The following is a 26,219-nucleotide window of genomic DNA, read 5'->3' on the forward strand; positions in this document are numbered from 1 at the left end:
TTTACTGTAATTTCTTTAATATCCCCACACCAACATTATCCGTGCTTTCGCCGCAGTTAGATAGCACTACAATAGCAATGTTTTTCTCCGCGTTAAAAGCCAGGAAGCTGCTGCTGCCATAGGTGCCGCCGTTATGGAAATAATAATCCACATTATTAACAGTGATGATGTGCCAGCCCAGGCCTATTTTAACACCTTTATTAAAGGTGATCTGGTGGGTTAACTCAAATGCTTTTGAAAGCTTTGTATCGTTTTTAACCATGTTGGCTTTTGCATATACCAGCAGGTTATTAACGGTTGATCTTAATGCGCCGCAAGGGGCAAATGCATCAAAATTCCATGCAGGAGTTGGCTTACCCTCTTCGTTATACACGGTTGCAAAACGTTGAGCCAGTAATGGCGTTAAACGCTGTTCAGTACTACTCATGGCTAGCGGCCCGGTTATAATTTCGGCAACCAGTTGCTCATAGGTTTTACCACTGATATGTGCTAAAATATTGCCCAATAAGCCTACCGCCATGTTAGAGTAGGAGTATACCTCGCCGGGTTTGGTTTTAAGATGGCAGGTTTTAAGATAAGCGTACAATAGTTTTTGGGTATAATACTTATAAGGGTTAAGCGAATCGGTTGTCGGTCCTGAAATATTATCGGGCAGGCTCGGTAAACCGGATGTATGATTGCTTAATGTTTGCAGTGTAATATCCTTTAGCTCGGGGTTTTTGGCAACAGAATCGGGCAGGTATTTGGTGATAGGATCGTTTAATTTAACCTTTCCCTCATTAACATAATAAGCCAGTATGGTTGCTGTAAATGTTTTGGTGATAGAACCGATCTCGAAAATGGTGTTAGGGGTAGGCAGCTTGCCATTGCCAAGTGCTGTTTCGCCGTAATTATAAGTGCTGATCTGGCCATCTTTAAATACGCCAATGCTTAAGCCAACTGTATTTGCTTTTTGTATGTAGATGCGGGCCACACTATCAACTCTTTTATCGGTAATTGTTTTTAAGGGGTTTGATGTAGCTGCGAGCACCTGTTTGCTGCCAACCGGATTTTTATAAGGCTGAAAGAGGAATACCTGTAGCTTATCTTCATCATCCAGGCTCATTAATAGCTGCAATACAATACCTGTACTGAATACCAGCTTATAAGTAGCTATTTTGTTATTCTCAAAGCTGATAAGCGTTGATTGTTTAATAGCGCCTAATGGGAAAAGCTGGTTGTTAGCTATGTTCCTAAAGGCTTCAATAATGAGCGCTTTTTTAAGCTCGGCACCGGCAAGGGCATAAAGCGAATCGGCCTGTTGGGCATTAAACTGCTTTTTAACCTGTTTAAATACGGAATCAGTTTTTTGCTGCTGAATGCTTTGGGCCATGGTATTTAGGGAAATAGACAATAATAAACATACCAATCCCAAAGCGAAAATTCTTGCTGATCTCATACGCATTAATGTTTAACGAATATGCGAAAAAAATATTGGCTTACGGAGTTTGCCCGGCAAGCAAATATAGCACTGCCATACGTATAGCCACACCATTTTCAACCTGATCGAGGATGATGGATTGCTTGCTGTCGGCTACATCACTGGTGATTTCCACACCGCGGTTGATAGGGCCGGGGTGCATTACGGTTATCTCTTTATCAAGTGAGTCGAGGATTTGTTTATTAAGCCCGTACAGCATGGTGTATTCACGCAGGGATGGGAAGTATTTAATATCCTGGCGCTCCAGCTGTATGCGTAGCATATTGGCTACATCACACCAGTTTAAGGCCTTTATCAGGTTATGCTCCACCTTTACACCTAACGAGCCAATGTATTTTGGGATAAGCGTAGTTGGTCCGCAAACCATTACCTCCGCACCCAGGTGTTTAAGACATAGTATGTTCGAAAGCGCCACACGTGAATGCAGTATATCGCCCACAATAACTACTTTTTTGCCTGCAACGTCGCCATATTTTTCGCGGATGGAGAAAGCGTCGAGCAAAGCCTGGGTAGGGTGCTCGTGTGCGCCGTCACCGGCATTTACTATCTGGGCTTTTACGTGTTTTGATAAAAAGATGCCTGCACCGGCGTATGGATGGCGCATTACCACCATATCCACTTTCATGGCCAGGATGTTATTCACGGTATCAATCAGCGTTTCGCCTTTGCTAACGGATGATGACGATGCCGCGAAGTTTACCACATCGGCTGATAAGCGTTTCTCGGCCAATTCAAATGAAAGGCGGGTACGTGTAGAGTTTTCGAAAAATATATTGGCAATGGTAACATCACGCAGCGACGGGACTTTCTTTATCGGACGGTTTAAAACGGATTTAAATGTATCAGCGGTTTCAAAAATGAGTTGAATATCCGCCGGGTTCAGATCTTTTATACCTAATAAGTGCCTTGTGCTTAGTCCTGCCATTTTTATTTATTTCGGAATTCGGAATTTCGAATTCGGATTTATTTATTTTTTATTTCACTGTCATGCCGAAACAAGTTCAGGATGACTTGCTGTTTTATATCAATTCCGAAATCAAAATTCCGAAATCCGAAGTCAAATTATTTTGCTTCCGACAATAAAACAATCTTATCCTCACCATCGGTTTCTTTCCAGCTTACCACAACTTTTTGCGATGCGATGGAATCAACCTCGATACCTATATAATCTGCCGCCACAGGTATATGCCTTGAATAACGGCGGTCAACCAATGTTAACAATTCAATCTTCTCAGGGCGACCAAAGGCTAGCATAGCATCCATTGCAGCGCGGATGGTGCGACCCGTCCACAACACATCATCCATCATCACTACCTTTTTGCCTTCAATTATAAAGTCTATTTTAGTTTGATTAGGCACCAGCTGTTCGCCACGACGACGGAAGTCGTCTCGATAGAAAGTGATATCCAAGTCGCCTTGTAATATAGTTTTGCCTGGTAATATTTTGCGTAATTCTTCAGCTACACGCTTGGCTAAATAAATGCCGCGTGGTTGTATGCCGATAAGTACAGAGCCTGAGAAATCGTTATGATTTTCAATTAACTGACGACATAAACGCTGAATAGTGATCTGAAACTTTTGACCGTCGAGCAGTGTAAGATTTTGCATCGTTGGGGGTGGATTTGGGCAAAGGTAATAATTTTTTAGAAAATAGGTAATTGCAATTTAACAGAAACGTCATGAAGGTGTAATTGTAAAGCGGATTTTCACTGGCTTCAGTTTGCAACTGAAGCCTACGGATGACGATGCTGTCGGGTACTGAATTATCTTTCAGTTTGCAACTGGATAGCGGTTTACTTATCGCTTCGAATCGCTTTTCGCTAAGAAGTCACTTTTTGTCTTGATACAAAAAGTAACCAAAAAAATCAAGTCAGTAGATTAGGCTTCTTTACGCACAAGGCCTCTGCCCTGCAAATCAGGCAAAACCTGGGCTGCTATATTTTTACCCTGCTGTCGCTACACACTTGGCCTTTACCCTTCTGTAAAAATCTGTTATGCCTTGCCATTGCACACAACGCCACCACCGTTTTGCCTGATTTCGTCCGAAGCTGTTCTACTGACGGGGGAAAAGAAAACAATCCTTTCCACCACATCTTTTTACGAGGAACGAAGTTATCACTAACTATACAGATCAAAATCAACTTGTCATTCTGAGCGACAGCGAAGAACCTATCCGCGTTCATATGTCAGCGATGATCTGCCGCATGTATAATAGATGCTTCGTTCCTCAGCATGACAATATCAACAAAGGACGAAATCAACACAAGTAAGAGGATTTGATTGCTATGCTCCTGCCAATCTTTCCAACGCCACCATCGCCCTCCCCGCATCTTTTTTTGCAACAAAAATATGATCATGGTAATAAGCAGCAACAACATTGCAGCTGATGCCTTCATTAGCCAGTGCTGTCGCGAATGCGGCGGTTAAGCCGGTAGCTTCGAGGGAAGAATGTATGGTTAGCGTTATCCAGGCGGCTATATAGCTGTAATCAAGTTTAAGCCTATCTGCAGTTTCTTTTTTAAGGATGAGGGTTATGCCTTCGGTTTCTTTGAAAGATGCTATGATCTCATTAATATCAATATTGGCCAGGCTGGATATCGTACAAAAAGCATAATCACCATCATGCAGCAGGGGTGTCATGTTTTTTAGCAAGATGTTTAAATCGGTTTCTCCGTTCATGGTTTAAATATATAAAAAAAGCCCCCATGATAAAATCATGAGGGCTTGCAGAATATTAGTGTCTAAAGCTTATTGGGCTTCGTCTTCAGTTTCTGATTTTTTAGCCTTGCGGGCTTTGCTTTCAGCACCTTCCATTTGCTCTTTTAACTGAGCAAGTACGCTAAGGTCGCCTAAAGTTGATTTTTCAACCGAGTCTTTCACTTTCTTAACCGCGTTAGTTGCAGATTTTGCTTCTTTTTTACGGTTTTCAAATTCCTGAACACGAGCATCAGCGCGAGCTTCTTCCCATATACGTGAGTGTGAAATAACTATACGTTTGTTTTCTTTGTTAAATTCAATGATCTTGAATTCAGCAGTTTCCTCAGCTTTTAAGCTCTTTCCGTCTTCTTTAACCAGGTGTTTGGTTGGCGCGAAGCCTTCAACACCGTAAGGTAAAGCTACGATAGCACCTTTTTCAGTTACTTTTAACACGGTACCTTCATGTATTGAGTCAATAGTGAAGATGGTTTCAAAAGTATCCCAAGGGTTTTCTTCAAGCTGTTTGTGGCCTAAGCTTAATTTGCGGTTTTCAACATCAAGTTCCAATACAACCACGTCTAATTTTTCACCAACTTTAGTGAATTCGTTAGGGTGATTTACTTTCTTAGACCATGAAAGGTCAGAGATGTGGATCAATCCGTCAATACCATCTTCAAGCTCAACAAATACACCAAAGTTGGTCATGTTTTTAACTGTAGCTATGTGTTGTGTACCAACAGCGTAACGTTCAGCAGCATTTTGCCAAGGATCTGGGGTTAATTGTTTAATACCTAATGACATTTTGCGCTCGTCGCGGTCAAGTGTTAACACTTGTGCTTCAATCTCGTCACCAACTTTAAGGAATTCCTGAGGATTGCGTAAGTTTTGAGACCATGACATTTCTGACACGTGGATCAAACCTTCAACACCCGGGATGATTTCTAAGAATGCGCCGTAATCAGCAACGGTAACAATTTTACCCTTAACCTTAGAGCCGATCTGGATGGTTTCATCCAATGACTGCCAAGGGTGTGGAGTTAATTGTTTTAAGCCAAGAGCGATACGTTTTTTCTCATCATCAAAATCAAGCACAACAACGTTGATTTTTTGATCTAATGCTAAGATTTCGCGTGGGTGCTCAATACGGCCCCATGAAATATCTGTAATGTGTAGTAAACCATCAACACCACCAAGGTCAATAAATACACCAAAGTCGGTAATGTTTTTAACGGTTCCTTCAAGTACCTGTCCTTTTTCAAGGCGGGCAACGATCTCAGTTTTTTGGTTTTCCAAATCGTCTTCGATCAGCACTTTGTGCGATACTACTACGTTTTTAAATTCGTGGTTGATCTTAACAACTTTGAATTCCATTGTCTTACCAACATATACGTCATAATCCCTGATAGGTTTAATGTCGATCTGTGAACCTGGTAAGAAGGCTTCAACGCCCATAATATCAACGATTAAACCACCTTTAGTTCTGCTCTTAACAAAACCTGTGATGATCTCATCATTATCTAAAGCTGAATTAATGCGCTCCCATGATTTTTGAGTTTTCGCGCGTTTACGTGAAAGTACTAACTGTCCGTTAGCATCTTCCTGTGATTCAACAAAAACTTCAACTGTATCACCGATCTTCAGATCAGGTGTATCACGGAATTCAGAAACTGATACTAAACCGTCAGACTTAAAGCCTACGTTTAATACCACATCTTTGCTGTTAACATTTACAACTGTACCGGTGATGATCTCGCCTTTAGTGATAGAGCTGAAAGTGCCATCATAAAGTTTCTCTAATTTCTCACGATCAGTGTCGCTGTAATTGCCAAACTTCTTGTCATCTGCATCCCAATCGAAATCTGCGTCGGGGGTAATTGCAATTTGTGACTTGATGTCTTCAATAGAGATCGAATCAGCTTCTGACTCGATAGTCTCTTTTTCTGCAGTAGGTGCGGTAACTGTTCCCAGTTCAGCCTCTTTTGCTTTTAATTCTTTTTCTGCTTCTTGTTTTTTTGCCATTAAATAATTTTTCTCCTTTTCCCAATTTTCTAATTGGGACTGCAAAGGTACGGATATAATTTTGGTACAAAAAAATATTTTTATTGTTAAATGCTGATTTTTAGGTGATTTTGATAGAAAAGTTTAATTGTGATAGATGTTTTATTATATTAATGAGTATGTTATAAGGTTTTTATAGTAATTACCGCTTCATTGTATATTCCAGACTGCCGCTATATGGAGGTTCATTTGAGAAAGAATAAATTACCAGGCTTGTAGACGTAAGTTTTTTAATATCATACGAAGTAGTACGTGTATCAATGTTTCTTTTTAAATATAAGCTGTCTCCTGCAATATGATATTGGCCGGAATCAAGCACGTTCATTGAGTCTTGCGGTTTTTCAATAAATACTCCATTTGCATCAAACTCAAAATAACTAGTAGGATCCAAAGTAGTTGTATAGTCCTGAGTGCTTGTTAATACATTGTTGGTATAGCTTGTATAAGTTTGTTCAACCCAATACCACTTTCCGATTATAGAAGCTTTATTTACTGAATTGGAATCCTTTTTACAGGAGATAAAAAATATTATAACCGTCAGGATAGTATACAAAGGAAACTTCTTCATTATGTGATATGATTTTTAGTCTGCCAATATAAAAAATATGGGTGATTAGAATTAGTTTTCTGATAATTTCCCATCTATCTCATCAAAAATCAGCATAAAATCATCATATATCTGCTCGCGGTAATCAACAACAACTTCGTTTATTTCTGTCTCATGCTCATCTGTAAAAGGATCATCCCATACCCGCATACAGATCCTTTTCAAGGCATAGGCTATTTTAGGGGTTTCGGAGTAGGTGTGCAGGTAACCGTCCTGTTTAAAGCGGTTGAAAAATTTAAAGAATTTACTGGTATCCTGTAAGCCGGAAAAAGTTAAAAACTCTTGTATAACGGCATCGTCGCAGCCTGCCATGTGATCATAAAAATCATCAACAGTTATTTTATTAGTGGTGATAAGCAGGTTATCCAGTATCAGTTCTAAAGCAATGTGCCCTAAAAAGAAAGGTTTTACCGGTGAGCCTTCAATAGCTGGCAGCAATAGTTTTTTTAGTTCGTGCGAGCGGGTTAGAAAGAAATCAGAGGAATGAAAGTAGCGGTCGACCTCCAAATGTTTGTTCCATCCTTTGATGATGGCGTTTACTGATTCGTTACTGTGATGCAGTTTTTCAGGGTGCAGTACGATGGTTTTATCGGCATTTTTGAGCAGATCGGGCAGTACCGTCCCCAGTATATGGTAACAGTTGGTAACATGCCGGTCAAAATAAAAATGCGATAGAAAATTCATATATAGCTTCCCTTGCAAAATACCCCAATTAACCCAATATACGAAAAATTTGTGCTAACGAATGTTGATTGAAGAGTAAAAAAGAGATTTTATAGTATTCTGCTATATTTGCAGTCCGCTTTAAACGGATAGTATATACGATGAATTTTGTTGAAGAATTACGCTGGAGAGGCATGCTGCATGATATTATGCCCGGCACCGAAGAACTGTTAAATAAAGGAATGGCATCAGGTTATATAGGGTTCGACCCAACTGCCGATTCACTGCATGTGGGTAGTTTGGCCCAGATCATGACCTTGATCCACTTTCAACGCTCGGGGCATAAACCATATGCGCTGGTAGGTGGTGCCACAGGTATGGTGGGTGATCCATCGGGTAAATCTGCCGAGCGTAATTTATTATCTGAAGATACATTACAACATAACCTAAATGGTATACAAAAGCAACTGGAGAAGTTTTTAGACTTTAACAGCGCCGCCAATAGCGCCGAAATGGTGAATAATTATGATTGGTTCAAAGAATTTTCGTTCCTGAATTTTATACGTGATGTAGGTAAGCATATTACGGTTAATTATATGATGGCCAAGGATTCGGTGAAGAACCGCATCAGTGGTGATACCGGCATGTCGTTCACGGAATTTACTTACCAATTGGTGCAAGGTTATGATTTTTACTATTTGTGGAAGAATAAGAATTGCGTTCTGCAAATGGGCGGCAGTGATCAGTGGGGTAATATTGTTACCGGTACTGAACTGATCCGCCGTAAAGATGCAGGTGAAGCCTATGCTTTAACTACACAGTTAATTAAAAAGTCGGATGGTACCAAATTCGGTAAAACCGAAGGCGGGAATATCTGGCTCGACCCGGAGAAAACATCGCCATATAAATTTTACCAATTTTGGCTAAATACTAGCGATGCTGATGCTAAGACTTATATCAGGATATTTACCCTGTTTGATCAGGATACTATTATTGCCCTTGAAACTGAACAGGATGCCGCACCGCATTTACGTACTTTACAAAAGGCATTGGCTAAAGATATTACCATAAGGGTGCATGGCGAGGCTGAGTATGAAAAAGCGATAAAATCATCAGAGTTTTTATTCGGTAATACAGGGATTGAGTTTTTGAACGAATTGAATGATGCTGAGGTGATCGGTTTGTTTGAAGGTGTACCTAATTTTACTATCGCAAAAAGCGAATTGATAGAAGGTATAAATGCAACTGAACTATTGGCCGGGAAAACTGCTGTATTTGCATCAAAGGGCGAAGCTAAAAAGATGATACAGGGCGGCGGCGTTGCTATCAATAAGCAAAAAATAGGTACGGCAGATGATGTTTACCAGGCAGATGCATTAATCAATGGAAAATTTTTGGTGGCGCAGAAAGGCAAGAAAAATTATTTTTTAATTATTGCTGAATAATTTGTAAAACCGACAAAAGGTATGTAAATTTGGATAAATGTCTGATAAGAAAAAACATATTGAAAGTTTTGTAGTTAGTGAACCAGAAGTCGCCTATGCTATTACTGGTACTATATTCAGCACTACAATGGGAGAGGCTGCAAGAAATTTCGGCTTAATGTCCATGTCTGATCAGGATATGGTAACCTTAGCACGTCAGGGCTTACCTAAGCGGATTATCTTATCTTTAGCCCGGAAAATATCCTTAACCATACAGGATTTAGCCGGTATTATGCATATCTCGGAGCGTACCTTACAGCGCTATGATGATAATGAAGTTATCAAAACCGAGTATAGTGAAAAAGCTATTGAGCTTGCACGCCTGTATACGCGTGGTAATGAAGTTTTTGGTTCTATTGATAACTTTAAGATATGGATGAAAACGCCCAGCATTATTTTTAATGGTGAATCTCCTTTAGCTCTTTTAGATACCTCTGTCGGCTTTGATATGGTTTTTACCGAACTGGGCCGTATAGAGCATGGTATTTTTGCCTGATGACACTATTCCGCCTTACAAAAGAAGCTTATGCCGATGATTTGAGCGGAACAGGTGCCCGCTTGTATGGAGGCCGGTGGAATAGTAAAGGCAAAGCGACCATTTACATGGCATCGTCACAGTCGTTGGCTTTGCTTGAGGTGCTGGTACATCTGCCGGCATTAATAGAACCTAAAAACTATTATTTGGTATCAATTGAAGTGCCTGATACCAGCATTGTACAGCTAGCAGCTAAAGATCTGCCCGCTAACTGGAATGCTATGCAGCCGCCTACGGTATTAAAAAAGATAGGTGACGATTTCCTGGCTGCCAACAAATACCTGTTATTAAAAGTACCATCGGCAATAGTGCCTGCAGAATATAACTACCTGCTCAATATTCAGCACCCTGATATGAAGAAAGTGAAAGTGATCAGCAAGGAACTGTTTACTTTTGATAAAAGGTTGGTCTGATTGGTTCATTAGTTCACTAGTTCATTGATACCTTTTGCCTCAATAACTAGCACGCCAATGAACCAGTGAACTAATGAACCAATGACTATAAGTCGCTCAGTAGTTCCAGTTTCTTAGCGTTATACTCTTCCTGCGAGATGAGGCCGTTATCAAACAGACTCCTTAATTTTTTTAGCTTTTCGGTTAGCTCATCAGGCTTTGGTGTTACTACAACGGGTTCGTCGTGTACTATAGGCGCTGGTGCCGGAGCAGCTACAGGTGCTTGTTGTGCTACTGGCTGATAGGCGGCTACAGCAGGTGTTTCAAACTGTACCGCGCCTGATTCTGCACGTTTTTCTTCCAGATCGCGCAGGCGGCGGGCTTCACGCTCTGATTCCTTACGATCCTGTGCGTATTGGTATAATTTGCGGGCCTGTACCTTTGGCAGGTAATCAACACCCATTTCTGCACCGTTTGTTGTTTTTACGCTGAAAATAGCGCCTATGATCTCTTCCTTGGTATATACGTCAATTATATCCTTCCACACAAAATCAACAAATTTTATGGATAGGCCCAGATTTGCAGGCGTAAAAAACAATACGCGTTTGTTGGTAAGCGCTATACAATCGGGCAATAAATTTACCAGTGGTTTTTTTTGAACTGCTATGTATAATATCTCTTCGCCGGTAGTAAGCAGGTCGACTAAACGCAGGTAAATTTTCTCAACTGCTTTTGGGTCCTGCTCGTCTTTCAAAAAATTCTCGATCATAGTATTGCTGTTATTATGCTGCAAAAATAAGAATATTATGTTATTTACAGGTTAAGTTTTACGCGATCAGTAAATTACAGCCACGGATATCGGCATTATCAAACCTCCCCAATACCTCAAACGAGCCATCGGTATAAACTTTACCCAGGTCCTGTGTGGCCAGGAACGAGCATGAGTTGATATTCGCAAGATCGATGATATTGATGCCACCTGCCTTATCATCCTTAATCAGAGTAACCGGGTCGTTAGTATCGCGGGTGATGATGCACATCCATGGCGGGCAGTTGAATATGCCGCTGCCCGTGGAGTAAGCTTGCGATAAAAGCTCCGTCATGCCGTATTCGGAATGGATAGCATCAACGCCAAAGCCTTTGCATAGTTGCTCGTGCAGTTCTTCACGGATCATTTCTTTGCGTTTGCCCTTCATGCCGCCGGTTTCCATTACTATTAGTTCGGGAAAGTTGATTTGATATTGTTCAACAAAATCGAGCAAAGCAAAGGTTACGCCAATTAATAAGGTGGGCCTTTTATTTTGCTGCTGTTTTTTAAGCTGATGATAAAGCTCATCATGATTATACAAAAAGAAACCGCTATCGGAGTTGTTTGATTGCTTGATCAGGTCTTCGGCCATATAAATGAGCGATGAGCCTTCACGTTCCAGGTAGGAGGGCAGCAGGGCCAGTACGGTATAGTTTTTAATATCGCCATAAAACAACTCGAACGCCTTGCGGAAACTGGCTTCATACCAGCTTACATCAGTAACCGGGTGCCGGCTGGTAATCATGCCCGTTGTACCCGAGCTGGTAAATGTAACCTGTATCGCATCATTATTGCTTACTATGGTATGCGATTTAAAGAACTCAATAGGCAGAAAAGGAATATCATCAACGTGCTGAACACCCTTAACATCAATCCTCATCCCCTCAATAAACTCGCGGTAAACAACACATGCTGTAGCCTGATGCCTGAACACTTGCATGGCAACATTGCTAAACTGTTCGTCGCTGTTAATAGAAAATACTTGCTCTTTAGTCAAATTCATTATTGGCAAAGATAGGGAAGAGAGTCAAGAATCAAGAGTCAGGAATCAAGAAGCTTCAAGCCACGAACCCTGCCACACGAACCTCGAACTAAATATCATGACTCTTGATTCTTAATTCCTGACTCTTTTTTACAAACAATTGCCTGCATTTCAGGGTTGTACAAGTACATCTATTAAACAAAAATTAATTATCACAGCCATGAAAACATTAAAAATTTTAGGAATCCCACTCTTGCTGAGCTTATTCATCGTATTTGCGTCAGCAACTGATGTTAGTAAAGAAACAGAAAGGGTAAATAAAGCAACGGAGGTATTAAAAACCTTTCGCGGTATGAAAGAGAGCATCCCGCATGAGCTGATCGCAACATACAAAGGTATTGTCATTATCCCCGGCCTGATAAACGCCAGTTTTGGTATCGGCGGTAAGCGCGGTAAGGGCATTGCCATAGTGCGTTTGCCAAACGGCAAATGGAGCGATCCGGTATTTATCACCCTAACCGGTGGCAGTGTAGGTTTCCAGGCAGGCGTCCAATCTATCGACCTGGTGTTGGTATTTCGCCACAGCGGTGCGCTTACCAAAGTTAAAAATGGCGATTTTACCATTGGTGGTGATGTATCAGCAGCAGCTGGTCCGGTTGGCCGCAGTACCTCAGCTAATACGGATTATAAACTGGAGGCCGAAGTTTATTCCTATTCACGGAGCCGCGGTTTGTTTGCCGGTATAAGTATTAATGGCTCAAACCTGAGTATTGATAAAAGCGCCGATGCCAATTTTTATGGCCCCGCCTTTACCTCACAGGATCTGTTTGCTTATGGCAAAAGCAAAAATGAAAGCATAGTTGCATTAAAAACTACGCTGGCTGGTATGTAAGCATAAATTTTAGATTTAAAAATATAAATGCCCGGTTGTTTGCAGCCGGGCATTTATTGTTGGTACTCGTCTGTGGCCGGTTATTCTCATCCCTCAAAATTGATGTGATAGAAATCAAATATGATCAAAAACAAAAGGAGCTGCAATTGCAGCTCCTTGATATGAAAGGTTAAGTTTATAGTGCCATCTGATAATTACTCATGCAATACCAATATCGCCTTTACTGATTTATTCATCACCTGGTTTACAGTGCTGCGGTTAAACAGGCGGTAAACAATATTATGATGATGTTTTACCAGGCAAAGGATATCTGTATCGTTCTTTTCAACAAATTCCATTATGCCATTCAACGGGCGACTGTTATTGAGGTAATTAAACTCCAGTTCGGTGTTTTTTATTAATGATCTGAGCCTGCTTTCTTCAGCTTCAATACGTTTGATGTCGGCTTTTTCAGCAACATACAGTACCTGCATTTTTTCAGAACCTAAGGCGCTCACCATTTCATTCAGCGCATTTACATCATGTGCCGATAACCTGGTTTCGTAATCTGTGGCAAGAGTGATGGTAGGTTCGTTGGCGAATTTACTTTCCAGCGGAATGATCAATGTAGGAATTTTAACTACAGAAACTACTGCACTTACGTTACTGCCAACAATACCTGTAATGCCGGTAGCCCCGGTGATCCCCATAACCAGTATTTCTACATGGTGCTCATCAATATATTTACCTATAACACTTTTAAGGAATCCTACACCGCAAACGGTGTTTACTTCGATATCCTTGTATTCGTCCTTATCTGAATATTTCGCGGCCCATTCTTTAAGGGCTTGTCTTTTATTATTATAGTAATCATCAATAAAAATAGCAGCGTAAGTATTGTTGTTAACCCCTTCTGTTGGGCCTATGGCATGTATTACACATACTTCCATCTCTAATACTTTAGCTAAGCTCATGGCATATTCCATAGCGTTGCCTGCGGCACTCGAAAAATCACTTGCAACCAATATTTGTTTCATTGTCTAAATAGATTTAATGTGAAATTTGCTGATTAACTGTTATATAAATAAATGGAAGAACATAAATAATAAAAGTGCTAAAATTATAGCTACCGGCAAAGTTAATATCCATGCTAAAGCTATATTTTTCAATGTTTTACTGTTCAGGTTACCTTTACCACCCGATGCCATCATAGAACCAGCAATACCGCTTGATAGTACGTGCGTAGTACTCACCGGCAAACCAAAGCTTGAACTTAAGCCTATAGTCGCGGCAGCAACTAATTCAGACGATGCACCCTGGGCATAATTTAAGTGCTCATTACCTATTTTTTCGCCAATAGTTACAACAATACGTTTCCAGCCTACCATGGTGCCAATACCCAGTGAAATAGATATAGTGGCAATAACCCATATCGGTGCAAAATCAGTAATACCGGTAATTTGTTTGGATGCAGCGGTAATTGTTGCTCTGTCCTGATCCACCAGTTTTATATCCTTTGAGCTTAATATAGCTGTAATACCTTTACTAACAGCTTTAATTTCCTTACGGAATTTGTAGGTCTTAACGGTATCAACCTTGTCTGCCAACTGTGTTTTGGCTTTTTCAATAGCTGAATCGGTAGTTAATATTAAAGCTTGTGATGCTCCGGTTGCTGTTGTTCTGCTCAATACCTGTTCGGTATTGTTTAATGATAGCAATATTTTATCGTTCGGTATAGCGTGGTTAACCGCGAATTTTGCAGGTACAAATGCGATCAGGATCAGCATTAATAAGCCTACACCTTTTTGTCCGTCGTTACTGCCATGGAAAAAGCTTACCAGCGTACAGGTAGTGATCAGCAATAAACGAATCACTATCGGCGGCGTATCATTTTCACCTTTCGGGATGTGAAATAACGCTTTCCATTTTATAACGTGGATAAGCAGGTACATTAAGCCCGCTGCAGCACCAAAGCCGATAAGGGGTGATAAAATTAATGATAAACCTATCTCTTTTGCCTTATCCCAGTTTACACCTGCGCCACCATAGTACCAAGTAAACGCGATACTGGCGCCGATCATGGCACCAATCAATGTATGTGAGCTTGAACACGGGATACCCAAATACCATGTGCCTAAATTCCAAACAATAGAAGCGATTAACACGGCCAGTACCATACAGGCACCTACGCTAACGGGCAGTTTCATGAGCTCATCAAGCGGTAACAGCTTAAGTATACCCATAGCTACAGCCACACCACCCAGGAACACACCAAGGAAGTTAAATGTGCCCGACCACGGGATAGCATAAACCGGTTTTAATGCTTTTGTGTAGATTACTGTCGCTACGGCGTTAGCGGTATCATGAAAACCGTTAACAAATTCAAAGCCTACCACTGCCAGTAAACAGATCATGAAAACAATAAGCAGCGAAGTACTTAAATTGACGTCACCAATGAGAGGTAAAGTAATTGCATTTAATACATGGAGCATAATTTTCTAGTTTTTTTAGGGGAGTAATGGTGATACTTTTGATTGATTAACCAAAGAAATAGATATGCCGTGTACTTTGCGAATATTGCAGATTATCAAATTGTTATGTTATCCTTTTTGTTATGTTAGGGGATTGTGAATGATTGAAATTTCTTCGCGCATCATTGCGAGGAACGAAGCAATATTTAAGCTATACAGAGCTTGTGGTTTGTCTATTGAGTCGCATGAAGCGGCTCATGGGCGCGGAGCCCTAGTGTCATGTCAACAGTCTTTAGTCGTAAGTCTAAAGCCATATTTCGTTCTTTTTGAATTTTGACTCAAGACTTTAGGCTCATGACTAGCGACATTTTATGATTGACACGACACTAGTTCTTTTGTCTTGATACAAAAGAACCAAAAAATCAAGACAACAAGGGATGCTTCCACCCGCCCTGCCGGTTCTTCACGCTTTTTTCGCTGTTCGGTACTTCGTACCTTACATCACACAAAAAGCTAAACCGGCATTCCCGCCTCTACGCTGGCCCGCCCTTGTTGTCAGGGCCTACGCTTTTTTTCTTTTTCTATTTCCGTCAGTAGAACAGCTTCGGGCGAAATCAGGCAAAACGATGGTGGCCAAAAGCGTGGCAGGGCATAGCAGATTTTTACAGAAGCGTGGGCTAAGAGCGTAGCGCAAGCCGGGTAAAAATATAGCAGCCCAGGTTTTGCCTGATTTGCAGGGCAGAGGCCTTGTGCGGCAAAGAAGCATTTCTACTGACTTGATTTTTTGCTACCTTTTGTATCAAGACAAAAGTAGTAGCCTCCGCGGCAATGAGCGGCTTCGAGCGATATGTAAACGATATGCAAATCGCTTTGCACAGTCGGAGATTATTAATGCTGTATTTGTTTTCCAATGGTATTAATGAGCTCCCTCCGGTCGGTTGTCTTCGTTCCTCGCAATGACGCGGGGTGAAGTATAGAAGTAAACTCTTAATTCCTATCTCTTTCCTCAATCAAATACTTTCCTTATACTTGTTTATACAAAAACCAGTCGTAATGAGATTTCTAAAAGCCTTTTTATCTGTTGTTGCAACATTGGTTTTTATTTGGGCATTACAAACAAAATTTGGCAGCATACCACCGCTGGGCAAATTCTTAAACCCAGCTACAGGTTTTTGGCAAAATGCGGAGAGTAAGCACATCACTGTTAATCAAACTTTAAAACTTCCCGGGCTGCTTGATAAGGTGACCATCAGCTATGATGAGCACATGATACCGCACATCTTCGCTAAAAATGATCATGACTTATATTACGCGCAAGGCTATATCACTGCACATGACAGGTTATGGCAAATGGATATTCAAACCCGCAGCGCATCGGGCAGATTGGCCGAAATAGTGGGCCCCGGAGCTTTGGCGCATGATCGTTATGAACGCCGCATGGGCATGGTTTACGGTGCTGAAAACACCATCAGTGAGATGATGAAGGACCCGGAAATTAAACAGGTGATCACCGCTTATACTGAAGGCGTTAATACTTATGTTCACCAGCTTACCATTCGTGATTATCCTATCGAATTTAAATTATTGGATTATAAACCAGAGGAACTTAAACCCATTAACTGCGCCTTTTTGCTAAAGCTGATGTCGGAAACATTGACCGGTGGCTCAGACCAGTTTGCCATGACTAATAACCTAAAGCATTTTGGCGTAAATGCGGTGAACGATCTTTTCCCCGATCAGCATTTTAATAATGAACCTATCATTCCGGCAGGAACAAAATGGGATTTTAAACCGCTGCCTGTACCTAAGCCATCAAAAGCTTTTGAGGCACAGATGACGGCCGGCATACAGCCACGACAAAAGATAGATGGCATCGGCAGTAATAACTGGGCAGTAAATGGCAGTAAAACAGCCAGCGGCTATCCCATTTTAGCTAATGACCCTCACCTTACATTAAGTTTTCCATCTATATGGTACCAGATACAATTAACATCGCCGTCAGTAAATGTTAATGGGGTATCGTTGCCGGGTGCGCCTTGTATAGTTATAGGTTATAACCAAAAAGTTAGCTGGGGTGTTACCAATGTGGGTGCCGATGTACTGGATTGGTACCAGATAAAATTTAAGGATAAATCCAAAGATGAATACTGGTACAACAACCGCTGGAATAAGGTAACACGCCGTATTGAGGCAATAAAAATACGGGGTGAGCAAACTGAATATGATACGGTAATATATACCCATCATGGGCCGGTGGTTTATGAAACCATTGCAAAAAAAGATACGGGAGTTAGTTATAACAGGAATGTGCCTGTAGGTGATGCTTTACGATGGATAGCACATGATACATCAGATGATATCAAAACCTTTTACTTGCTTAATCACGCAAAAAATTATACCGATTACAGGGCTGCGCTTACCTATTTTACTGCGCCTGCACAAAACTTTATTTTCGCGAGTGTGGATAACGATATTGCCATAACACCTAACGGTAAATTCCCCTTGAAATATAAGGATCAGGGTAAATTTATTTTGGATGGCAGCGATCCGGCCAACGACTGGCAAGGCTGGATCCCCGCCAGTCAGAACCCGACGGTAAAGAACCCGTCGCGCGGTTTTGTGAGTTCAGCAAATCAATCTGCAACCGATGCCTCCTATCCTTATTATATTAACTGGCAATTTGGCTCGTACTATCGCGGTAAGCGCATTAATGACCGGCTTACTGCTATGCACGGCGCTACAGTAGACAGTATGCGCCTGATGCAGATGGATAATTACAGTATTTTGGCGCAGGATGTTTTGCCAACCATGATCAAATATCTCGATCCCACAAAAATGGATGCCGCGCAGCTAAAAGCGGTAGAGTTGCTTAAAAAATGGGATAAACGTTATGATGCAAACGCCATAGGTGCTACTGTTTTTGACGCCTGGTGGCAGCATTTTTATAATTTAATCTGGGCCGATAAATTTTACATAAAAGGCGAATATTTTCAGCCCCCTTATAATGATCGCACTGAAAGGCTGCTGCTTACCGAGCCTAATTCCAAATGGTTTGATAACGCCAAAACACAAGCTACCGAAACATGTACTGATGTTGTTAACCGCGCATTTTATGATGCTATTGATGAGCTGACAACAAAAAATGGCCCGCAGGGTGAGAAATGGGAATGGGGATATATCAAACAAACCTATATTAGCCATACAGCTAGCTTACCAGGATTTGGTACTGGAAATTTTGTAGCAGGTGGTACCAGTGGAGTTATCAATGCACTCAAGGGAGATAATGGGCCATCATGGAGAATGGTAGTGCAGTTGGGGCCACAGGTAAAAGGGTATGGCATATTACCAACAGGTGAGTCGGGTAACCCGGGAAGTTATTATTATGACGATATGCTACCCATTTGGAAAAGTGGCCAGCTAAGTGAACTGCTGTTTATGCAAAAACCGGGCGATGGTAAGGGAAGAATTAAAAAAACGGTTGTACTTGAGAAAAAAGATTAGAATGATTAGATGATTTGGTAATTTGAAGATTTGAAAATTCACTCAATCACTCATTCGCTAATTCACTAAATAATTAAGAGAGATATGTTATTCCTGATCATACTAATATTATCATACGCGGCGGGCTTTTTTATGCCCTGGTGGGTAGCGGCTATAGTTGCTTTTCTGGCAGCGCTATGGATAGGTAAAACTCCGGGCCGAAGCTTTTGGTCGGGATTTTTTGGGGTAGCATTTGTATGGGTGGCACTGGCATTATTTAAAACTGTGCCCAATGACCACATACTGGCTACACGTGTGGCGCACATGTTTACATTACCGGGCTGGGGATATCTGCTGGCTTTAACTGCTGTTATTGGTGGTTTGGTTGGAGGTATGTCGGCACTAAGCGGGATATTAGTAAGAAGGTTGATTTGGGGATAGTAACTAGTTAAGTCCCGTCATGCCGAACTTGTTTCGGCATCTCACAGGACATATATAGACTACATGCTTGTTACTTAACTTATGGGTTGCTGAAACAAGTTCAGCATGACTTTTTCATTTTTCACAATGGTTGATACTTACTCCCCTGCACCACACCTCTTTCCAATATTTTTTGATCAATATAATACTGGATCTCAGACTTTTTAAGCTGCCAGTTGGGGGCTATCAGCAAGTCAAGATCACTCAGGCCAAATAAACGCTGGATGATGACATCAGGGCGCAGTAATGGCAGAAAATCGCACAGGAAATCAGCATACTCTTCCAGACTGAAGAGCTTAAATGGCTGGCGTTTGTATTTTACACCCATTACGCTGCCTTCAACAATATGTAAATGATGCAGCTTGGTGAATTTTATTTGCGGGTGACGGTTAATCTCATACGCATAAGCGAGCATTTGATTGTGGCTCTCCCAGGGGAAACCGAATATAGTATGAACGCAGACATCAAGCTTGCTGTTCTCTAACATTTTTAATGCTTTCAGCAGGTCATCATGGTCACAGCCGCGGTTTATCTGCGCCAGGGTATCGTTATAGATAGATTCCATACCCATTTCAATATCCACATCAAAACGGTCGGTATAGCTTTCTAAAAGGGCAATTTTTTCCGGGTCGATACAATCGGGGCGCGTACCTACCGACAGGCCTACAATATCCTCTGTATAATAGCTTAAGGCCTCGTCATACATGGCCTTCAGGTAATGTGTTGGGGCGTAGGTGTTGGTATTGGGCTGAAAATAGATAATGAATTTATCGGCCTTATTGCCTCTGCGGGCGCGATCCACACCTGCTATCACCTGTTCCTTTATAGTGGGGTTACTGCGGGTTGGCGATGGTGTAAATGAATCAACATTACAATAGGTGCAACCGCCGTAGCCTTTTGAGCCATCGCGGTTGGGGCAGGTAAAACCACCATCAACAATTACCTTAAACACCCGCTGACCAGGGTATTTTTGCTTAAGGTACGGGCCATAGTTATTATAGCCTTTTTCCCATGGTGATGTCTGTATTGTTGATTCCAATGATTGCATTGCGGCAAAGATAGGGATTTTTTGCGAGGCCTATCTCCTTTAACAATCTGATAGCTTTCAGCATGGTAAATGAACTTTACATCGCCAATAAAATATAAAAGGCAAGAGCGGACAATTGGTCCTGGCTCCTGCCTCTTAATTCATGCTCCTTGTTTGTACCTATTTATTTGTAAAATAAGTTGCTTCAGTGTAGCGGTAAGTTGTACTACCATCAGTTTCAGTATCCTCAATATAAATATATAGGGCGCTGGATGTTGCTTTAAACGTTGCAGTTTTTGAAAATGCATCAATAGTAGTATTGTCAATTGTTTGCTTCGGATAATTAAGTGTTACGCTATTGCCTTTAACTGAATAGGTAAAATTTGATGAAGCATCCCCTGATAGCTGAATGCCGGTGCCATTTGAGTTGAACTGAACATAATCACTATGATCAAAGCTTTCAGGATCCTGTTGAGTTAATACATTATTAGTGTATACTTTAGCAGTATCGGTAGTAATATACCATTTACCTTCCAAAGATGCTGAGGGTGAGGGATTATTCTTTTTTGAACAACCCATAAATAGTGCAATTGCCGCCAGGGCTACAAGTAAAATTTTATTCATGATATGAATGGTTTAAGTATTTTCGGCAAAGATATTAAAAGGCTTAAATCAGGGATGGACTTTTTTAATTATTTCTTATATTATCCCATAGGTTAACAAAAAAGACAAAATGAGTTAATATTTACCATCATTCAGATAAAAGACTAGCGTTGCTACCGCAAGCGTCCCACTTGTGGTATTGGTGTTTAGATAATCAAGCGCATAACAAACTAATTATTACCATGCGGCTAAATTGCATACGGGCCACAAGCGGGACGCTTGCGGTAGCGGGGGGATGCAATGGATACCGGCCCAATCGAGAGCCTCAGTGCAGGCTGAGCTTAAGGCCTGCAGGCGTATGAGTGGAAAGCCCGGCCCGCTGGCTAGCGGGAACGTCCAAATGTTATAAAAACACATTACTCTGATGCCTTATGTTTTTTGTAGGCCAGCCATACATAAAAGGGAATGCCTAGCATTAACAGCACAAAACCATAGAACACTGGTACCTCGCCCGAGCCTACTACCATCCATAATGTGTAGCTAAAGGCTAACACGGCCAGTATAATGGCAGCTGCCCAGCCAGTAGTGATCTTTTTCCGCGCCCTGATGATGGGATAGGCTGCTATTGAAAACAGAAATGGCACGAGCGTAGTTAAAACTCCCACCAGCATCAGGGATTTAAATTGATCGACAAGGCCTTTGTTGTAGTTCATGTAAATGAAGAATGAAATAAACACACCGTTCATGAATATGCCAAAAAAGGGAGCGCCGTTTTTGTTCAGTTTGCCGAATATAGGCGGGAACAGCTTGTCTTTTGCCGTGGCATAGGGCACTTGGCCCTGTACGAGTATCCAGCCGTTGAGCGAGCCAAAGGCAGCTATGGCTACCCCGGCACTTACCCAATAGCGGGCATTGCTGCCGTAAATGATTACCGCCGCATCGGCATAAGGAGTGAGCGAGTGGGCCCGTGTATTAGCGGGGATGATGCCCATTACACTAACACTGCCTAAAATGTAAACTACAGCCGTAATTAATAAACCCAGTATGGTTCCTTTGCCAATTGTTTTTTCGGGGTTCTCAATGCTGCCTGCGGGTATGGTGGCGCACTCAATACCGAGATAGGAGAACATGGTCATGGCGGCGGTGGTGCTTATAGCGCTCAGTACCGAAACCCCGCTGCTGTTGAAAGGTAAAAAGTATTTGGCTTTTATAAAAAACAGGCCGTCGACAGCTATTAGCACCAGCGGAACGATCTTTAAAATGGCAGTGACCAGTTGTACTCTCCCGCCGGCAACAACCCCCAATGTATTAATATAAGTGAGCAGCCATACTGATTAAAATAGATATAAGAGGATTAGTGCCTATTACGGAAAAAAAGGTGCTTAGCGCGCTTGTAAATGAAATTACAATGGCCGAGTTTCCGCAAGCGTTGGATATATAATATCCCCAAGCCACCAGGAAACCCGCAAAATCGCCTAAACCGCTTTGCGAGAAGGCATAAGGGCCACCCGTGCTATGTGGCAACAGTTTATTGAGGTTGGCAAACACTTTAGCTATAAAAAAGGAGCCAATGGCCGAAAATATCCAGCCTAATAAACCTACACTGCCAAAAGAGGCCATGGCGGCGGGCATTAAAAAAACGCCAGCGCCTATCATGCTGCCTACAACCAATGAGGTAGTGGTCCACAGACCAATCTTTTTTGAGGATTTGGGTTATTAATGGATTTTAATTAACAGGGGTATAAGCCGGAGTATATAAATAACTGACCCTTAGCATCAGCATAAATTACATTTCTAAAGCTATCTAAAAATAAATGAATAAACAAAAACAGATAAAAGCTTAATTTCGGGGAAAATATTTGAAAAGCATTTTGTCGCAGAAAACAGTATCCAACTATATTCCCGCTTTAACAGGTGTACGTGCCATGGCCGCTTATCTGGTGTTCATATCGCATTACAGCTACATTTTTGATGGTATTTTTCCGCCGCTTGTACTGCGTTTCCTGGGAGAGTTTCATATTGGGGTATCATTGTTCTTTGTCCTGTCGGGGTTTTTAATAACTTATCGGTATTACAATAACTTTCATTTAACGGGGGCATGGTTCAGGCAATACCTTAAAAACCGTGTGGCACGTATCTACCCCATGTACTTTTTGCTTACGCTAGGCGCCTTTGTATATTTTTATTTTAGTAATGATCAGGCCATCACCAAGGGGTACCCGCACCCGATTGGATTGCTGCTCATGAATCTTACGTTTATACGCGGTTTCTTTTACCAGTTTTGGAATACGGGAATTGCGCAGGGCTGGTCGCTCACGGTAGAGGAGTGCTTTTACTTTTCAGCACCTGTTATATTCCTCATCGCCAAAAGGCATGGCAAGTTTTATTTGCAGCCGGTAATATTAACGGCATTTGGGGTAGTGATGGTGCTTATCTTCAGGCATATTAACTGGCATGGCTTCTTCGGCAACTTTACTTTTGTAATGCTGTTCACTTTTTTTGGGCGATGCTTCGAATTTTTTGTAGGGGTTCAGCTGGCGCGATATGTGCTTAATAAAGGCTTTACCCGAACCAATAAGTTTAATTTTACCTATGCAGGCTTTGTGCTGATATTTGTTTGTGTGCTGGTGATGGCATTTCAGCCTATACCGGCAGGATGGGCGGCAGGGTTGGAGAGCCCGGTGGGGATCATCACCAATAACTACTTCTTATGTGTGGCAGTGGCGCTATTTTATTATGGTCTGTTGACCGAAACTACCCGGTTCAAAAGCTTTTTAGCTATGCCTTTTATTGAGTTACTGGGCAAAAGCTCCTATATATTTTACCTGATACACCTGGGCTATATGGCCAACCTGATTAATGGCACTTTTGATAAACTTAATGATGATGTGTTTGCGCTGTATGATAAATGGGGGCTGGAGTGGCATTCGCCATTTGAGTACGACTGGCTTAACCTGTTTTATGCTTTTGTTATACTGAATATTATAGCAGTAACTTTATTTAAGCTGGTTGAGGAGCCCTTAAATCATTATATCCGTAGGTCGGATTTCCTGATCAAAAATAAAGTCCGGAATCCTGAAAATAGTTCAGAGAAGATCGCGTAGCGTAAATAGCAAAGCACCAGAAATTACTCCGATGCTTATTATTTTATTATGAAGGAATTGGGATATTAACCGGAATAGGGTTAATATCTTATTTCATGATATTGAAAACTGTTTTGATAGCTATAATAGTGCCGATAAACAGAATAACATCAGCAATTTCTGAGCTATGTTTAAAATCGGCGAAACGCAGGTAAATACCTACTAAACCTAAAACTATTGCAAGTACTAATATTATGTAGTGGCGTGGCTCGCTTGCTGCTTCTAATCTTTTGTCCATTTTTGATAATGTAAATTGAATGAAGCAAAAATAGAAATGTTTGCGGGAAATTGATGAATGTTTTGAAGATTTTTAATTTGGTGGTTTTCTTTCAAGCGTTATTGCGAGGTACAAAGCAATCCCCGGCTATACAGAGGAATAATGCAGGTTTGAATATCGCGCGCAGCCGCTTATGGGCGCGGAGCCCTAGTTACTTTTTTCGTATTTGTTTGCTTTTTCAAGGCACTCAAGAGGGCTTCGCCGTTTGGCTTGATCCAAAAGTAACCAAAAGATCAAGACAAAAAGATCCTTCCGCCCACAGGCAAAACACCCAGGCCCGCGCTTTTTGTCGGGCCTTTACCCGCTTTTCATAATGTTTCAATTAAAACTTTTCATCTTAAGTTATTTTTCTCTTTCCCCCGTCAGTAGAACAGCTTCGGGCGAAATCAGGCAAAACGATAGTGACCTTGTGCGTGGCAGGGCATAGCAGATTTTTACAGAAGCGCAAAGGCCAGGTGCGTAGCGCATGCAGGGTAAAAATATAGCAGCCCAGGTTTTGCCTGATTTGCAGGGAAAGGCCAAGTGCGGCAAAGAAGCATTTCTAGTGACTTGATTTTTTGTTTCTTTTGTATCAAGACAAAAGAAACAGGCCTTAGCGGCTATGAGCGATACCAAGCGACTTAACAAGCCTTAAAAAAATAAACTTCTCCGCCCATTACATAATCCCAAAACAGCATTATGATAACGGAACGAAGAAGTCCCCCGCAGGGTAATGCCAAATACCCTGCAGGGGAAATAACTTAAACTATCGGGTGTGCTTTGCGCTTGTTGTAATACCTTATACCCAGCCATATTGCAATCCCGCATAAAACAAAGGCCCATACATTAACCAGCCCAATGATCACTTCACTAAAAATAAACCAGCCATTTTGTATCGCCATGCCCAACTGACTAAAGAAAGGCAGGTTATAGGTTGATGTATCATCATTAACAATGATCTCTTTGCTGATGGTGTTGCTCTGGTAAAAACTCATGCTGATCACACTGTATTTTACCTCGTCATCAATCCTTTTATTGCCAATCTGCTCATCTACCATGTCATCTTTCAGGTCCATTACCTTGTTGGGATCTTTAACTATAATTTTGCCTTGTTTTTGTTGGGCGATAAATTCCTGGCGGTTCTTCAGTTTTAATTTTTCTGCCAGGTAATCCAGTGATTTATCTTCAATATCCATTTTACTTTCATTTACATGGATACCCATATGGCTTACCGTGGTCAGGAATTCATCCAGTTTTTCGGTAGGTATCTTCACAGTCATATCGGCACTGGTGTTAAAAGCAGAGATGCGCATTATGGAGTCATCGCTCAGGCGTACATCATGGGTTTGCTCGTCGGTGGATGTCATGTTGTGGTGCATAACCATGCCGTTATATTTTGTGGCAAGCGCTGAAATATTCTCGCCTGTTTGCTGTACATTTTTAACCTTGAAGCGGATATCGGCCGTTTTTACCAGCTTGGCCATTAAAGTTGTGTCTGCAATTTTGTCTTCCATACGGGCACTATCAGCAGTTTCAGCAGACTCATAACTCGATTTATTTTTGCATGCGCCAAGCAATACAATGCCTGTCAGCATCATTACTAATGATCTGTTTTTCATAGGTTTATAAATTGATTTGTTGTTTTTATATTGATACGGGAAATGGGAAAAGGTAACCCAAAGGGGAAATAAAATAACTACGCGTCATTGCGAGGAACGAAGCAATCTCTATGCTATACAGAGCGGTTATGCAAGCGTGTTACTTATCGCATGAAGCCGCTCATAGGCGCGGAGCCCTATTTCTTTTGTCTTGACACAAAAGAAACAAAAAGTCAAGACAAAAAGATCCTTCCTCCCACAGGCAAAACACCCAGGCCCGCGCTTTTTGTCGGGCATTTGCCCGCTTTTGATTACGGTTCAATTAAAGTCTTCAGCAAAGGAGAGGGTTGGGGGGCTCTTCTCCGTCAGTAGAACAGCTTCGGGTGAAATCAGGTAAAACGATTGTGGCCTTGCGCGGTGGCGGGGCATAGCAGATTTTTACAGAAGCGTAAAGGCCAAAGTGTGTAGCGACAGCAGGGTAAAAATATAGCAGCCCAGGTTTTGCCTGATTTGCAGGGAAGAGGCCTTGTGCGCAAAGAAGCCTAATCTACTGACTTGATTTTTTTGGTTACTTTTTGTATCAA

Annotated in this window: 22 protein-coding genes and 1 pseudogene; 7 read left to right on the forward strand and 16 right to left on the reverse strand. The window is 41.5% G+C overall.

From position 1 onward, the window contains the following. Position 1: 1 nt before the first annotated feature. The 7 genes from BLU33_RS04440 to BLU33_RS04475 form a co-directional block, all read right to left on the reverse strand. Entirely contained in the window at positions 2-1,438 is a 1,437-nt protein-coding gene (locus BLU33_RS04440; protein WP_157682044.1) for a serine hydrolase domain-containing protein, read from the reverse strand. Between the two features lie 40 nt (positions 1,439-1,478). Then, on the reverse strand, positions 1,479-2,405 hold the full coding sequence (locus BLU33_RS04445; RefSeq protein ID WP_091369745.1) for an aspartate carbamoyltransferase catalytic subunit: 927 nt from the start codon (positions 2,403-2,405) through the stop codon (positions 1,479-1,481). A gap of 137 nt (positions 2,406-2,542) precedes the next feature. Further along, positions 2,543-3,088: a bifunctional pyr operon transcriptional regulator/uracil phosphoribosyltransferase PyrR gene (pyrR, locus tag BLU33_RS04450; RefSeq protein WP_091369748.1), complete on the reverse strand. Its 546-nt coding sequence runs from the start codon at positions 3,086-3,088 to the stop codon at positions 2,543-2,545. A 675-nt stretch (positions 3,089-3,763) separates the two neighbouring features. Then, a complete protein-coding gene (locus BLU33_RS04460; RefSeq protein ID WP_091369753.1) occupies positions 3,764-4,159 on the reverse strand; it encodes an ACT domain-containing protein in 396 nt (131 codons plus the stop codon). A gap of 69 nt (positions 4,160-4,228) precedes the next feature. Beyond that, on the reverse strand, positions 4,229-6,196 hold the full coding sequence (gene rpsA, locus BLU33_RS04465) for a 30S ribosomal protein S1 (protein ID WP_091380174.1): 1,968 nt from the start codon (positions 6,194-6,196) through the stop codon (positions 4,229-4,231). Positions 6,197-6,377: 181 nt separating this feature from the next. Next, positions 6,378-6,803, reverse strand: a complete 426-nt coding sequence (locus BLU33_RS04470) for a lipocalin family protein (protein ID WP_091369755.1) — start codon at positions 6,801-6,803, stop codon at positions 6,378-6,380. 51 nt (positions 6,804-6,854) lie between these two features. Continuing rightward, entirely contained in the window at positions 6,855-7,526 is a 672-nt protein-coding gene (locus BLU33_RS04475) for a hypothetical protein (protein ID WP_091369757.1), read from the reverse strand. Positions 7,527-7,666: 140 nt separating this feature from the next. Between BLU33_RS04475 and tyrS the strand changes: the two genes are divergently transcribed. Genes tyrS through BLU33_RS04490 form a run of 3 tightly spaced genes read left to right on the forward strand, consistent with a single transcriptional unit; the run spans position 7,667 to position 9,937 of the window. Continuing rightward, positions 7,667-8,950: a tyrosine--tRNA ligase gene (gene tyrS / locus BLU33_RS04480; RefSeq protein WP_091369759.1), complete on the forward strand. Its 1,284-nt coding sequence runs from the start codon at positions 7,667-7,669 to the stop codon at positions 8,948-8,950. A 37-nt stretch (positions 8,951-8,987) separates the two neighbouring features. After that, entirely contained in the window at positions 8,988-9,485 is a 498-nt protein-coding gene (parS, locus tag BLU33_RS04485) for a type II RES/Xre toxin-antitoxin system antitoxin (RefSeq protein WP_091369761.1), read from the forward strand. Next, positions 9,485-9,937, forward strand: coding sequence for an RES family NAD+ phosphorylase (locus BLU33_RS04490; RefSeq protein WP_091369763.1), 453 nt, complete (start codon positions 9,485-9,487; stop codon positions 9,935-9,937). Before parS ends, BLU33_RS04490 begins: the two co-directional genes overlap by 1 nt. 85 nt (positions 9,938-10,022) lie before the next feature. On the opposite strand, the gene BLU33_RS04495 is transcribed toward BLU33_RS04490, so the two are convergent. After that, positions 10,023-10,685: a PH domain-containing protein gene (locus BLU33_RS04495; protein ID WP_091369764.1), complete on the reverse strand. Its 663-nt coding sequence runs from the start codon at positions 10,683-10,685 to the stop codon at positions 10,023-10,025. Between the two features lie 58 nt (positions 10,686-10,743). Continuing rightward, positions 10,744-11,727, reverse strand: a complete 984-nt coding sequence (locus tag BLU33_RS04500) for a LuxE/PaaK family acyltransferase (RefSeq protein WP_091369766.1) — start codon at positions 11,725-11,727, stop codon at positions 10,744-10,746. A gap of 199 nt (positions 11,728-11,926) precedes the next feature. Here BLU33_RS04500 and BLU33_RS04505 point away from each other — a divergent pair, with 199 nt between their 5' ends. Further along, a complete protein-coding gene (locus tag BLU33_RS04505) occupies positions 11,927-12,598 on the forward strand; it encodes a lipid-binding SYLF domain-containing protein (RefSeq protein ID WP_091380178.1) in 672 nt (223 codons plus the stop codon). Between the two features lie 194 nt (positions 12,599-12,792). Here BLU33_RS04505 and BLU33_RS04510 read toward each other — a convergent pair whose 3' ends face one another. Continuing rightward, the gene (locus tag BLU33_RS04510; protein WP_091369768.1) at positions 12,793-13,614 is read right to left on the reverse strand and encodes a universal stress protein; all 822 of its coding nucleotides are present in this window, start codon (positions 13,612-13,614) and stop codon (positions 12,793-12,795) included. 39 nt (positions 13,615-13,653) lie between these two features. Continuing rightward, positions 13,654-15,069 (reverse strand): inorganic phosphate transporter, encoded by a 1,416-nt coding sequence (locus BLU33_RS04515; protein WP_091369770.1) that lies wholly within the window; start codon positions 15,067-15,069, stop codon positions 13,654-13,656. A gap of 1,032 nt (positions 15,070-16,101) precedes the next feature. Here BLU33_RS04515 and BLU33_RS04525 point away from each other — a divergent pair. Both BLU33_RS04525 and BLU33_RS04530 read left to right on the forward strand, forming a co-directional pair. Beyond that, a complete protein-coding gene (locus BLU33_RS04525; protein ID WP_091369774.1) occupies positions 16,102-18,549 on the forward strand; it encodes a penicillin acylase family protein in 2,448 nt (815 codons plus the stop codon). A gap of 84 nt (positions 18,550-18,633) precedes the next feature. Next, on the forward strand, positions 18,634-18,969 hold the full coding sequence (locus BLU33_RS04530; RefSeq protein ID WP_091369776.1) for a hypothetical protein: 336 nt from the start codon (positions 18,634-18,636) through the stop codon (positions 18,967-18,969). A gap of 121 nt (positions 18,970-19,090) precedes the next feature. Here BLU33_RS04530 and BLU33_RS04535 read toward each other — a convergent pair whose 3' ends face one another. The 3 genes and pseudogenes from BLU33_RS04535 to BLU33_RS04545 all read right to left on the reverse strand — a co-directional run bounded on the left by BLU33_RS04535 (position 19,091) and on the right by BLU33_RS04545 (position 22,294). Beyond that, a complete protein-coding gene (locus BLU33_RS04535) occupies positions 19,091-20,056 on the reverse strand; it encodes a TIGR01212 family radical SAM protein (RefSeq protein ID WP_091369778.1) in 966 nt (321 codons plus the stop codon). 159 nt (positions 20,057-20,215) lie between these two features. Beyond that, entirely contained in the window at positions 20,216-20,659 is a 444-nt protein-coding gene (locus tag BLU33_RS04540) for a lipocalin family protein (protein ID WP_091369779.1), read from the reverse strand. 395 nt (positions 20,660-21,054) lie between these two features. Further along, positions 21,055-22,294, reverse strand: a pseudogene (locus tag BLU33_RS04545) (amino acid permease). Positions 22,295-22,509: 215 nt separating this feature from the next. Here BLU33_RS04545 and BLU33_RS04550 point away from each other — a divergent pair. After that, positions 22,510-23,742 carry an acyltransferase family protein gene (locus BLU33_RS04550; protein ID WP_091369781.1) on the forward strand — a complete coding sequence of 411 codons (1,233 nt, stop codon included), beginning with the start codon at positions 22,510-22,512 and terminating at the stop codon, positions 23,740-23,742. 88 nt (positions 23,743-23,830) lie between these two features. On the opposite strand, the gene BLU33_RS04555 is transcribed toward BLU33_RS04550, so the two are convergent. Beyond that, entirely contained in the window at positions 23,831-24,019 is a 189-nt protein-coding gene (locus BLU33_RS04555) for a hypothetical protein (RefSeq protein WP_091369783.1), read from the reverse strand. Between the two features lie 779 nt (positions 24,020-24,798). Next, entirely contained in the window at positions 24,799-25,656 is an 858-nt protein-coding gene (locus BLU33_RS04565; RefSeq protein WP_091369786.1) for a DUF4349 domain-containing protein, read from the reverse strand. Positions 25,657-26,219 lie beyond the last annotated feature (563 nt).

The organism is Mucilaginibacter mallensis, assembly GCF_900105165.1.
In the GTDB taxonomy this organism is placed as follows: domain Bacteria; phylum Bacteroidota; class Bacteroidia; order Sphingobacteriales; family Sphingobacteriaceae; genus Mucilaginibacter; species Mucilaginibacter mallensis.